Source organism: Cupriavidus sp. CuC1 (genome assembly GCF_044627735.1).
Lineage (GTDB): Bacteria > Pseudomonadota > Gammaproteobacteria > Burkholderiales > Burkholderiaceae > Cupriavidus > Cupriavidus ulmosensis.
In genome coordinates, this window is sequence record NZ_JBIUHC010000111.1 from 22,123 (window position 1) to 33,616 (window position 11,494).

Consider the following 11,494-nt stretch of genomic DNA (forward strand, 5'->3'; position numbering starts at 1 on the left):
GCGCGCCGTTTGCTGCGCGCCGCCCGAGATTGGAAGAGGAGACAAAATGAGACGCCAGCGCAAAGCCAAGATCGTTGCCACGCTCGGACCGGCCAGCACCGACATCGAAGTGATCCGGCAGTTGTTCGAAGCCGGGGCGGATGTATTCCGCCTGAACTTCAGCCACGGCTCGCACGACGACCACAAGCGCCGCTACGACGCGGTGCGCCAGGTGGAGGCCGAGACCGGCCGGCCCATCGCCGTGCTGGCCGACCTGCAAGGCCCCAAGCTGCGCATCGGCACCTTTGCCGCGGGCAAGGTCGCGCTCAAGGCCGGCGACGCGTTCGTGCTCGACAGCGATCCCAGCCCGGGCGATGCCACCCGCGTGCACCTGCCGCATCCGGAGCTGTTCCGCGTGGCCGCGCCGGGCCAGTCGCTGCTGATCGACGACGGCAAGGTGCAGTTGAGGATCGAGGCGGTGGCCAGCGGCAGCATTGCCACGCGCGTGGTCAACCACGGCACGCTGTCCGACCGCAAGGGCGTGAACGTGCCCGACGCCGTGATCCCGATCCCCGCGCTGACCGAGAAAGACCGCAAGGATCTCGACTTCGCGCTGGCGCTGGGCGCGGACTGGATCGCGCTGTCGTTCGTGCAGCGCCCGGCCGACATCGTGGAAGCGCGCGAGATCATCGGCACCCGTGCCGGCGTGCTGTCCAAGATCGAGAAGCCCGCCGCGCTGCAGCAGCTCGAAGAAATCGTGCGCGTGTCCGACGCGGTGATGGTGGCGCGCGGCGACCTGGGCGTGGAATTGCCGCCGGAGCGCGTGCCGGGTGTGCAAAAGCGCATCCTGCGCATCTGCCGCCAGCACGGCAAGCCCATCGTGATCGCCACGCAGATGCTGGAATCGATGATCGATTCGCCGGTGCCCACGCGCGCCGAAGCGTCCGATGTGGCGAGCGCGATCTATGACGGTGCCGATGCGGTGATGCTGTCGGCCGAGTCGGCCAACGGCCGCCACCCGGTGCCGGCGGTGGCCATCATGAACCGCATCATCACCGAGGTGGAACGCGACCCGCTGTACCGCAACCTGCTCGACGCGGGCCACGAAGCGCCGCTGTCCACGCGCCAGGATGCGATCTGCGCAGCGCTGCGCGAAGTCACGCAGATCATCGGCGCGGTGGCCACCGTCACCTACACCTCGTCGGGCTCCACAGCGCTGCGCGCGGCGCGCGAGCGGCCGTGCGCGCCCATCGTCAGCATCACGCCGAACCTGGAGATCGCGCGGCGGCTGGCGCTTGCCTGGGGCGTGCATTCCACCGTCAGCCCGGATGTGCAAAGCGTGGACGAGATGGTGAATGCCGCCACCCGCGCCGCGCTGGTCGAAGGCTATGCGGTACCCGGCGACCAGATCACGATCGCGGCGGGCATGCCGTTTGGCCAGGGCGGCACCACCAACCTGCTGCGCGTGGCTGAGATCAGCGGCGCGGAGCCGGGCAAGACGCAGGCGCTGGGTGCTGCCAGCACGACGCCAGCGGTTACCGCCTGATACACCCCACGCATGGGCCGGCGGCATTGCCGTTGCTATACTGATCGACACGCCGCGGCCAACTGTTTGCCGCGGCGATCAACCAGTAATGCGGAGCCACCATGCGTCTCGACGACGAAGCCGAAAGCCAGAATGTTGAAGACCGCCGGGGTGAAGGTTCCGGCGGTTTCGGCGGCTTCGGCGCGGGGCCCAAGACGCTCGGCATCGGCACCATCCTGGTGGCGCTGGCGGCGTCTTATTTCTTTGGCATCGACCCCTCCGTGATCATGCAGGGCGCCTCGGTGCTGCAGGGCTCGCAGCAGCACGCGCCGCAACAGCAGCATGTGCCCAGCCATCCCCCCGCCAACGACAAGATGACGGTCTTCGTGCGCAAGGTGCTCGGCAACACCGAGCGCACCTGGTCGCATATTTTCGAGACCGATCTCAACCGCCGCTATGCGCCGCCCACGCTGGTGATCTTCTCGGGCGCCACGCCCACCGCCTGCGGCAGCGGCCAGTCGGCCATGGGGCCGTTCTATTGCCCGGGCGACCAGAAGGTCTACATCGACCTGGCCTTCTACGATGAATTGCGCCAGCGCTTCGGGGCCGGCGGCGATTTTGCCCAGGCCTACGTGATTGCCCACGAGATCGGCCACCATGTGCAGAACCTGCTCGGCGTGTCGGGCAAGGTCGACGCCGCGCGCCGGCGCATGGGCGAGGCGCAGGCCAACCAGCTGTCGGTGCGCGTGGAGCTGCAGGCGGATTGCCTGGCCGGCGTGTGGGCCGCCACCGCGGAACGCATGAACCAGCAACTGCTGGAGCCCGGCGATATCGAGGAAGGCCTCAAGGCCGCCGCCGCCATCGGCGACGACCGCCTGCAAAAGCAAGCCCAGGGCTATGTCGTGCCGGAAGCGTTCACCCACGGCACCAGCGAGCAACGTACGCGCTGGTTGCGCCAGGGCCTGACCAGCGGCGACATCCGCAAGTGCGACACCTTCGCGGCCAAGCAACTCTGATTCATCCACCCATATTGCTGCGCTGCGCCGGGGTCCCGGGCAGCGTTCCCCTCGCTTGAGGGGCCATGGTTTGTGCCGAATTCGCCATGTAAACGTTGTTCACAAAGTGAGCCGTGTTTATAATCGCGGCCATGTCCGCCACCCGCCCAACGCAATCCAGCCTGTCGGCCCCGCCCGCGAACGCACCCGTTACAGCAGCACCCGCCACGCCGCTTGCCGCACGTGCCGGCGCGTCCGTTGTGCGGGCCGGCGGCGCCGCGCTGCGGCGCGAAAACGTGCGCGAAGCCTTTTTCAATGCCGCCCGCGCCTTGTTTGCCGAGGCGGGATTCAGCGGCGTCACGCTGCGCCGCATCGGCGAGCGCTGCGGCTATAGCGCGGCCGCCATCTACCGGCATTTCGAAGACAAGACCGCGCTGCTGTTCGAGCTGTGCGCGCAGGACTGGGTACGCCTGGCCGCAGCGCTGGCCGACGCGCGCGGCGCCGCCGGCACACCTGCACTGGCGCTGCCGGCCGTGCTCGATGCCTATGTGGCATGGGCCCTGGCCAACCGCCACAGCTATCACTTGATGATGATGATGGGCCTGCCGGCTGACGCCGAGCGCGCGATCGACCTGCGCTGGAGCGAGCGTTTCCCGGAAGACCCGGTAAGCACCGTGCTGCTGGCGTGCGTGCATGACCAGCAGGCCGCCGCGCTGATCGATGCCATGTACGACCCCGGCGATGTCACCGACGCGCTATGGACTGCCGTGCATGGGCTGGCGGCGCTCGACATCACCTTCGAGCACCTGCCGCGCGAGGACTGGCAGCCCCTGGCGCATCGCCAGAAGGTGCTGCTCGCGGCGGTTCTGCGCGGCTTCACCCGACCGTCCCGCTAGAGCGGCGGCCAAACACACTTCCCCCACAGCGTTTCTGCCACGCTGCCCGGCGCGCTTCGCATCTCGCGTTTCGTCTTGCCTGCGCGCCGGATCCATTCCACTGCGCCTGCGCAGCGGCTGGTTGCCGCGCAGGCGCAAATTAATCCAAAAGTGCCATGGCGTCCTTCTTTCTTCGCCGGCCCGCGTTCGCGTGGGTTATTGCCATCCTCACCATGGTGGCGGGCCTGATCGCCCTCACCCGTATTCCCATCGCGCAGTATCCGGCGGTGGCGCCGCCCACCGTGATCGTCTACGCCGACTATCCCGGCGCATCGGCGCGCACCGTGGAAGACGCGGTGACCGCGGTGCTGGAGCAGCAGATGCACGGCATTCCCGGCCTGCTCTACCTGGATGCCAGCAGCGAGGGCGGCGCCGCCACCATCACGCTGGGCTTTCGCCAGGGCACCGATGCGCAACTGGCGCAGGTCAACGTGCGCAACCGCGTCATGCAGGCCGAGCCGCTGTTGCCGGAGGCGGTGCGCCGCGGCGGCATCTTTGTGGACCAGGCCGGCAGCAGTCCCTTCATGTATGTCTCGCTGGTGTCGGGGAACAGCCAGCTCGATGAAACCGCGCTCGGCGATTTTGCCGCCGCCTCGGTGCTGCCGATGCTGCGCCGCCTGCCCGGCATCGGCAAGGCGGAGCCCTATGGGTCCGAGTACGCGCTGCGCATCTGGTTCGACCCCGACAAGCTCAACGCCTACGGCCTCACGGCCGCGGATGTCGAGCAGGCCATCAAGGCGCGCAACGGCGACGTCACCCCGGGCCAGCTCGGCGGCGCGCCGGCGGTGCCGGGCCAGCCCTACCAGGCGCTGGTGCGCCCGCCCCGGCCGCTCGCCGAGCCGGAAGCCTTCGGCCAGATCGTGGTGCGCGCCGGCGGCGACGCCTCGCTGGTACGGCTGCGCGACGTGGCGCGGGTGGAGCTGGGCGCGAGCGACTACCGCTACAGCTCGCGCCACGACGGCCGGGTGGCAGCCTCCATCGGCCTCAAGCTGGCGGACGGCGCCAACGTGCTCGCCACCTCGCGCGCGGTGCGCGCCGCGCTGGACGAAGCCGCGCGCGGCTTCCCCGCGGGCATGCGCTACGAGATCTCGTCCGACAACGCGCAGTTCGTCGAGCGCTCGATCTGGCGCGTGCTGACCACGCTGGGCGAAGCTACGGCGCTGGTCTTCCTGATCCTCTACCTGTTCCTCGGCAACCTGCGCGCCACGCTGATCCCGGTGATCGTGGTGCCGGTCTCGCTGCTTGGCACGGTTGCCTGCCTGTACGCGCTTGGCTTGTCGCTCAACGTGATCACGCTGTTCGGTGTGGTGCTGGCGATCGGCATCCTGGTCGACGACGCCATCGTGGTGGTGGAAAACGTCGAGCGGATCATGCGCGAGGACGGCGTGGACGCCATGGAGGCGGCGACCCGCTCGATGCGCGAAGTGTCCGGCGCGCTGGTAGCGGTCACGCTGGTGCTGTGCGCGGTGTTCGTGCCGATGGCGTTCCTGGGCAGCGCGGTGGGCGTGATCTACCGGCACTTCGCCATCACGCTGGCGATTTCCATCGCCTTCTCGCTGTTCTTCGCGCTCTCGCTGGCGCCGGCCATGTGCGCCAGCCTGCTGCGCCATGCGGCGCATCCGCAGCGCGGCCCGCTGGCCTGGTTCGAGCGCGGCTTCACGGCGTTCACCGCGCGCTATGCCGACTGGGTGCTGGCGCTGCAGCGGCGCCGACTGCGCTGGCTGGGCATCTACCTGGCGCTGGCGGTGGCCGGCGGTGTGCTGATGTGGCAGATCCCCGCCGACTTCCTGCCGGAGGAGGACACCGGCGAACTGGTGATCGATATGGAGCTGCCGGCCGGCGCCACGCAGGAAGACACACGCGCCACCGTCGCGGCGCTGGAGACCTGGCTGGAAGCGGGCAAGTATCCCGTGCGCTCGACCTTTGCCGTGCTGGGCTGGAGCAATTCCGGCAGCGGCGAGCAACGTGCCAGCATGTACCTGGCGCTGCGGGACTGGTCGGAGCGCGGCGCCGACGAACGCGCGCACGCCGTGCTGGCCAGGCTCCAGGCCGGGCTGGAAGCCTGGCCTGGCCGGGGACAGGCGCAGCTGTACGCGTACAACGGCGCGGCCCTGCCCGAGCTGGGCAGCACCGGCGGGCTAGACATGCGGCTGGTGGCGCAGGCCGGTTCCGGGCGCGAAGCGCTGTTTGCGGCGCGCGACAAGCTGCTTGCCGCCGTCGAGGATGAGCCGTCGCTGGGCGAGGTGCGCGCCACCACCGCCCAGCCCGCGCCGGCGCTCGACCTGCACATCGACTACGAGCGCGCGCGCAGCTTTGGCGTGGAGCCGGAGGCCATCCACCATGCGCTGTCCGCCACGCTGGGCTCGCGCTATATCGACGAAGTGGCGCGCGAAGGCCGTATCCGCCGGGTGATCCTGCAAGCGGACGCGCCCTACCGGATGGACCCGGCCAAGCTGTCCCGCGTGCATGTGCGCAATGCGCGCGGCGGCATGGTATCGCTGGGCGCTTTCGCCGAACTGGTCTGGGGCAAGGGCGAAGCCACCCTGGAGCGGTTCAACGGGCTCACCTCGGTGCGCATCAACGCCGAAGTGGCGCCGGGCCACAGCACCGGCACGGCCATGGAACGCCTCACGGCCAGGGTGCGCGACCTGGGCGGCGCCTACGACGCGCGCTGGACCGGACGCGCCTTCGAGCAGCAGCAAAGCGGTGCGCAGGCGCCGTGGCTGTTCGCCTTGTCGATGTTGTTCATCTTCTTGTGCCTGGTGGCGCTCTACGAAAACTGGACCCTGCCGCTGGCGGTGCTGCTGATCGTGCCGGCGGGCCTCGTCGGCGCGCTGGTGGCGATCTGGCTGCGCGGCATGCCGAATGACGTCTACTTCAAGGTGGGCGGGGTGGTGATCATGGGGCTGGCGGCCAAGAACGCCATCCTGGTGGTGGAATACGCCGAGCAGTTGCGCCGGGGCGGCATGGACCTGCTGAACGCCGCCGGCCAGGCCGCCCGCCAGCGGCTGCGCCCGGTGGTGATGACCTCGCTGGCCTTTATCCTCGGCGTGGTGCCGCTGGCGATCAGCACCGGGCCGGGCGCGGCCGCGCAGCGCGCGGTCGGCACGGGGGTGCTGGGCGGCATGCTGGGCGCCACCGTGATCGGCTCGCTGGCGGTGCCGCTGCTCTATGTCCTGATCGGGCGCAGGCGTGCCGGGCGCGAACGGGAATGACAAGGCGCGTGCCGGCCAGTGGCGTTCAAGATGGTCGGGGGTCGGGGGTCGGGGTGGAGGGTGCTGCGAGACTGCCGGAGGAAAAACGAAAGGCAGCTAAGGCGGGGTGCGGCGGGGTGCGGCGGGTAAAAATCACCCACCCGGCGGGAGAGAGAAGGAGGAGGAGGTCAGCCGGGCAGGTGGGAGATAAAACGGGGAAGCAAATGTGGTACCCAAGCGGCCACCGAAGTGGCCGTCAGGTAACACAGGGTCCGGATCAGACCCGGTAGCCGTACAGCGAGCCGTCGCCGCTGCGCGAGTTGTCCAGCGAACTGGCAGCGATCTCGCCACTGAAAGCGGCGCGGGCACCGTCCGTGAACGTATCGAACTTGCCAGCCTTGGCGCCGTCGGTGTACGGATCGAACTTGCCTTGGCGTGCGCCGTCGGTGAACGTATCGAACTTGCCGGCCTTCGCGCCATCGGTGAACGTGTCGAACTTGCCGGCGCGCAACGCATCGGCGTACACGTCGAACTTGCCGACCTTGCTGTTGGCGGGCGCCGCCAGTGCCGCGGCCGACGAGGCCACCATCAGCACTGCGAGAGCGCTGCCAAGGATGCGTTTGGCATTCATTTGGGACTCCTTCAACTGATTGTGTAATTCTTGTTTTTAATTTGCTGTACTAGCTGCCCCGGCAAATCTATGTTGCGCTGCAGGCACGGACTGAAGATTAGTGGCTCGGCGGGCAAGGAGAAATACCACTGCGACGAATGGTGCGTTGCGAGTCGTGAAACGCTGGAAAGTCGGACGAACGGCGCGGCTTGGCCGCTGGATGGCGTGCCGGGGGGACGTGCGAGGGGGCGCGGCGGGTGGCCGAAGCGATGCCTGATGGCCCGCCAGCCTAGGCCAGAGGCCGGTCCGCCGGCGCAGAGCCTGCTCGCGGGCTAGCGGTTGGCCGGGTGCGCGGCGCTGATGAGCGCGCGCCGGGACGCCGCGATCGGCGCCCGGGATAAGCCTGGAATAAGCTCGAAAATGCCGAAAAAGTGCCGGATAAGTTTTTGACCAGGCCTTAGACGGTGTACTGGCCATTGGCCTCGGGCTGGAAAGACAGCTCCACCACGGTGACGCTTTGTTCACGTCCGTCCGGCAAGCGGTAGCTCACGGTCTGCCCGGCGCGCGCGCCCAGCAGCACACGGCCAATCGGCGAGAGGACCGACAGGCGGCCTTCCTCGAAATCGGCGGTATCCGGATAGACCAGCGTCCAGCGGCGCGGCGCGGCCTCGCCCTCCAGCGCGCAGAGCAGGCTGGAGTTCATGGTGACCACATCCTTGGGAATGGCCTCGGCCGGTACGATGGCCGCGCGCTCGAGGATGCTGTCGAGCATTTCGGCCAGGGGCGCGGCGCCGGCGCGGCCCGCGATGCGCTCCAGACGGGTCACGTCGAGCTCGGTCAGGTAAAGGGTCGGTTGTTGTTTGGACGATGCCGTCATGATGAATCCTCGCTAAGTGGCGATGCGGCGACCCGGAACAGGCTGGAGCGATCCGTCAGGGATCGGCTCCTGGCGTTACCAGGTCAAGAAATAAGGTGGGCCGTTACCGGCGGTCAGAACCGGCTGGAAAACCGCGAACAGGGAGCGACTAGGCCCGGTTCAGCGTTTGCCTGCGTTGGGGGGAACGTCAGGCTGGGAACCGGGCAGGATCAAGCGGTACGCTGATCCGGCGGCAGGCGATCGCCTGTTTGGCTTGTGCGCGCGGCGCCTGGACTGCGCGCGCAGTCGCGCCGGCCTGCCCGATAGGGGCAAGCTCGACAGCAATCGGCGACAGGCAGCAAGGCGTCATTGGGTGCGGCAGCAATTGGATGGAAATTCGGGAAAGCGCGCCACGCGGTGAAACTGACGAGAGCAATGGCTCACTCAAAGGCTTCGTCGCGGGCTCGGCCCGCGGCTTTTTTCACCAGCTTGGTGCGCGGCAGGTAAAGGGATCGTAGCATAGCCGGCACCTTCAGGCACCGGGGCGCAACCCTTAGGCGTGGCTCGCCGGATGCGGATGGCACTCGCAGGCGGCGCCGGCGGCGGCCTGCTGCAGGTTCTGCAGGATGCCGCATTCGCTGGCCGGATGGGGCTGGTCGCAAGTATGGCGAAGTGCCCGCAACTGCCCTTCCAGCGCCTCCAGCGCCACGCGCTGGGCGTGGATCTGCTCGATCTGGCGATCCAGCAGGCTGTTGATATCGTCGCAGGCAAGTGTCGGATCGCGCTCGAAGTCGCGCAGCCGGCGCACATCGGACAGGCTCATGCCGAGGGAGCGGCAGTGCCGCACGAAGTTCAGTTGCAGCAGATGGCCGTCGCCGTAGCGGCGATAGCCGTTTTCCTCGCGCTGGGGCGCGTCGAGCAACCCTTCGCGCTCGTAATAGCGGATGGTTTCCACGTCGCAACTGCTGTGCTTTGCAAGCTCACCGATACGCATCCCGACTCCAGGCCAGACCTGACTTCCGCAAATACCCTGTAGTAATTACGGGGTTGCTTGCCAGTGTAGACCATCGCGGCAAACCTTGCCAGCTTCTCAGCCCGGCGCCGGGCCCCGAGCCTGGTCGCGCAGCGTGAGCGTGCGCGGCACGAAGGCCGTGCGCATGACTTCCACCGCCAGCTCGGGCCGGGCGGCGCCGCACATGAACACATCCACGGCGGCAAAGCCGTACTCGGGCCAGGTATGGATGCTGATGTGCGACTCCTTGAGCAGCAGCACCCCGGTCACGCCCAGCCCCGGCCCGAAATGCCGGAAGCGCGCATCGACCACGGTGGCGCCGGCGGCCTGCGCCGCCTGGTAAAGCACGCGCTCGACCAGCGCGGCATCGGCCAGCAGATTGCTCGCCACGCCTTGCAGATCGGCAAGCAAGTGGTGGCCGAGCACGGCCGGGCAAGGCAGGACAGGCGCGTTCATGGCAGCCTGCTTATTTGTGGCCGCCGCCGGAGGACCAGGCGCTGGCGCCGGAAGAACCACCGCTCCAGCCACGCGAGCTCGCGTATCCGGACGAGCCGGAGCCGGTGGCTTCGCCAAGATTGAAGAAGGTCGTGCCGAACAGCACGATGATGCCGTAGACGAGATAAAGCAGGCGCACGCTGACTCAATCCTTTCCGGCCCAGCGCTGGACCAGCCAGATCGGCACCCATAGCAACAGGAAGCCGATGACGATAGTGAACCAGCCCCGATCGGTGACGAGCGCCACCGGGACGTTGAGGATGGCGAGGAGGATGGCGTAGACCTTGGCGCTCTTGCGGCAAAAGGCGAGGTCGGCGCTATTGCCCGAAGCCGGCACGCGCGCTGCCTGCGGGGCGCGGGCGGCCTCGGCCAGCCCCGGGCTGGACTTGAACCACTGCGCCAGCTGCGCCCGCGCCACGGTGGTGGACAAGGTCCAGACGATCTCCGTGTCGGAGGTCTCGCGCGTGAGCCGGCGCGCCGGCTTGCCGAATTCGGTCAGGCGCGTGGTGTCGCCCACCTTGACCCGCCAGTTGAAGGTGCCGGCCGCGTACAGCACCTTGCTCTCGTAGTCGTAGCCCTGCTGGAAGGTCTGGCCCTGGTAGCTTGCGGCCGTGCCGGAGACCATGCGCGGCCAGGTATCCAGCACCTCGACCCGGTCCCAGCCGCTGTCCTGCTCCACCAGCCACATCAGGCCGCGCTGCTCGTTGAACAGCAGGTACTCGACCCAGGTGGAGGCTTGTTCCTCGTCGTTGTCGGTGCACTGCATCAGGCCCAGCACCGTGTACGGCTTGCCGTCGATGCTGCCGATATCGCCCGGCGACAAGCTGGTCTTGAGCGCATCGAGCTCGCGCTGCTTTTCCAGCACCAGCGCGGTGGAGGTGGAGCAATCGATCTCGCTGTGGCAACTCGGGCAGACCACAAAGCTGGCCACGCCCGCGCGGTAGGCGATCGGGCCGCCGCAGCCCGGGCAGGCCAGCGGCACGGCCTTGCCGCGGTAACGGTCGGCGGTGCCGGCGATCTGGTCGGCCTCGCGCAGCAACTGGCATTTGAGCTGGTCGAGCGTGACCGGCTGGCCGGTATAGATGGTGGGCGGATCGCCGTCGGCGTAGTCGAGCGTGAGGAAACGGCCTTCGTCGCGGAAGTCCGCTACCTGCGCGGTCCAGCCCGCGCCCACCGCGAACGGCAGCTCGCCCTGCCCGCCGGTGCAGCGCGCGCTGCGCACGTCGCTGGCGAGGTAGCGATGCTTGTCGAAGTACAGGGGCGTGCCTGGCGTGAGCTGCGCATAGCTGGGAAGCGATACGCCGTTAAGCTGTGCGGCGGACTGTTCCGCCGTGACGCGCCGGGTCAGCATGTACTGGCCGGAGGCGTCCGCCAGCCAGCCGTCGCTGCCGTCGTCGAACAGCAGGTACCACTCGTTCCACAGGCCGGAGTCGTAGCGCAGCTGAATGCGGCCGACCAGGGTGAAGCCCTGGCCGTCCCACTGGCCCGAGGTGTGGAGCTGCAGCGGGGTGTAGTCCTCCAGCACGGTGGACATCTTGCCGATGTCCTTGACGGTGTCGGCGTCCTTGAGCAGCGTACTGTGGCAAAACTCGCACACCACCATCACCGCGGCGGACGAGCGGAAGGCCGCCGGCGCGCCGCAGCTTGGGCAGTTGATTTCTTGCATGCTTAAGGGATAAGGGTGCGCTCAGCCGATCAGTTTCTTGAGGATCTCGGCCTTGGCGGTGTCGAACTCAGCCTGTGAGATCAGGCTCTTGTCGAGCAGGTCCTTGAGCTTTTGCAGGCGCGCGGCGGGATCGTCGGCGGGTGCTGTGGCCGGCGCCGTTGCCACGGCGGGTGCAGGTGCGGGTGCGGCATGCTGGACGCCCGCTGCGGCGCCCATCCCGCCCGCCA

11 protein-coding genes are annotated in these 11,494 nt (G+C 68.2%); 4 read left to right on the plus strand and 7 right to left on the minus strand.

The features are described 5' to 3' along the window. The first annotated feature begins 46 nt into the window (after positions 1–46). The 4 genes from pyk to ACGLHR_RS35540 all read left to right on the plus strand — a co-directional run bounded on the left by pyk (position 47) and on the right by ACGLHR_RS35540 (position 6,649). On the plus strand, positions 47–1,525 hold the full coding sequence (gene pyk / locus ACGLHR_RS35525) for a pyruvate kinase (RefSeq protein WP_267604710.1): 1,479 nt from the start codon (positions 47–49) through the stop codon (positions 1,523–1,525). Between the two features lie 101 nt (positions 1,526–1,626). Continuing rightward, entirely contained in the window at positions 1,627–2,520 is an 894-nt protein-coding gene (locus ACGLHR_RS35530; protein WP_400099797.1) for a neutral zinc metallopeptidase, read from the plus strand. A gap of 131 nt (positions 2,521–2,651) precedes the next feature. Continuing rightward, on the plus strand, positions 2,652–3,395 hold the full coding sequence (locus ACGLHR_RS35535; protein WP_400099799.1) for a TetR/AcrR family transcriptional regulator: 744 nt from the start codon (positions 2,652–2,654) through the stop codon (positions 3,393–3,395). A 155-nt stretch (positions 3,396–3,550) separates the two neighbouring features. Continuing rightward, the gene (locus ACGLHR_RS35540) at positions 3,551–6,649 is read left to right on the plus strand and encodes an efflux RND transporter permease subunit (protein WP_400099801.1); all 3,099 of its coding nucleotides are present in this window, start codon (positions 3,551–3,553) and stop codon (positions 6,647–6,649) included. Between the two features lie 256 nt (positions 6,650–6,905). On the opposite strand, the gene ACGLHR_RS35545 is transcribed toward ACGLHR_RS35540, so the two are convergent. The 7 genes from ACGLHR_RS35545 to ACGLHR_RS35575 form a co-directional block, all read right to left on the minus strand. Beyond that, positions 6,906–7,259, minus strand: coding sequence for a hypothetical protein (locus ACGLHR_RS35545; RefSeq protein ID WP_267604713.1), 354 nt, complete (start codon positions 7,257–7,259; stop codon positions 6,906–6,908). Positions 7,260–7,695: 436 nt separating this feature from the next. Continuing rightward, the gene (rnk, locus tag ACGLHR_RS35550) at positions 7,696–8,115 is read right to left on the minus strand and encodes a nucleoside diphosphate kinase regulator (RefSeq protein WP_400099803.1); all 420 of its coding nucleotides are present in this window, start codon (positions 8,113–8,115) and stop codon (positions 7,696–7,698) included. Positions 8,116–8,647: 532 nt separating this feature from the next. Continuing rightward, the gene (locus ACGLHR_RS35555; RefSeq protein ID WP_318231801.1) at positions 8,648–9,088 is read right to left on the minus strand and encodes a Cd(II)/Pb(II)-responsive transcriptional regulator; all 441 of its coding nucleotides are present in this window, start codon (positions 9,086–9,088) and stop codon (positions 8,648–8,650) included. Positions 9,089–9,184: 96 nt separating this feature from the next. Further along, positions 9,185–9,562, minus strand: a complete 378-nt coding sequence (gene speD, locus ACGLHR_RS35560; protein WP_400099805.1) for an adenosylmethionine decarboxylase — start codon at positions 9,560–9,562, stop codon at positions 9,185–9,187. 10 nt (positions 9,563–9,572) lie between these two features. Continuing rightward, complete coding sequence (locus ACGLHR_RS35565; RefSeq protein WP_400099807.1) at positions 9,573–9,740, minus strand: hypothetical protein; 168 nt, start codon at positions 9,738–9,740, stop codon at positions 9,573–9,575. A gap of 6 nt (positions 9,741–9,746) precedes the next feature. Next, positions 9,747–11,267 carry a DUF4178 domain-containing protein gene (locus tag ACGLHR_RS35570; RefSeq protein ID WP_400099809.1) on the minus strand — a complete coding sequence of 507 codons (1,521 nt, stop codon included), beginning with the start codon at positions 11,265–11,267 and terminating at the stop codon, positions 9,747–9,749. Positions 11,268–11,288: 21 nt separating this feature from the next. Next, positions 11,289–11,494, minus strand: a 206-nt coding sequence (locus ACGLHR_RS35575; protein WP_400099811.1) for an SHOCT domain-containing protein, incomplete at its 5' end; no start/stop codon positions are given.

Bases quoted from the DNA above. Each gene is read 5' to 3' on its own strand.
- speD (WP_400099805.1), bottom strand. From the start codon at position 9,562: ATGAACGCGCCTGTCCTGCCTTGCCCGGCCGTGCTCGGCCACCACTTG.
- pyk (WP_267604710.1), top strand. From the start codon at position 47: ATGAGACGCCAGCGCAAAGCCAAGATCGTTGCCACGCTCGGACCGGCC.
- ACGLHR_RS35530 (WP_400099797.1), top strand. From the start codon at position 1,627: ATGCGTCTCGACGACGAAGCCGAAAGCCAGAATGTTGAAGACCGCCGG.
- ACGLHR_RS35570 (WP_400099809.1), bottom strand. From the start codon at position 11,267: ATGCAAGAAATCAACTGCCCAAGCTGCGGCGCGCCGGCGGCCTTCCGC.
- rnk (WP_400099803.1), bottom strand. From the start codon at position 8,115: ATGACGGCATCGTCCAAACAACAACCGACCCTTTACCTGACCGAGCTC.
- ACGLHR_RS35535 (WP_400099799.1), top strand. From the start codon at position 2,652: ATGTCCGCCACCCGCCCAACGCAATCCAGCCTGTCGGCCCCGCCCGCG.
- ACGLHR_RS35540 (WP_400099801.1), top strand. From the start codon at position 3,551: ATGGCGTCCTTCTTTCTTCGCCGGCCCGCGTTCGCGTGGGTTATTGCC.
- ACGLHR_RS35555 (WP_318231801.1), bottom strand. From the start codon at position 9,088: ATGCGTATCGGTGAGCTTGCAAAGCACAGCAGTTGCGACGTGGAAACC.
- ACGLHR_RS35545 (WP_267604713.1), bottom strand. From the start codon at position 7,259: ATGAATGCCAAACGCATCCTTGGCAGCGCTCTCGCAGTGCTGATGGTG.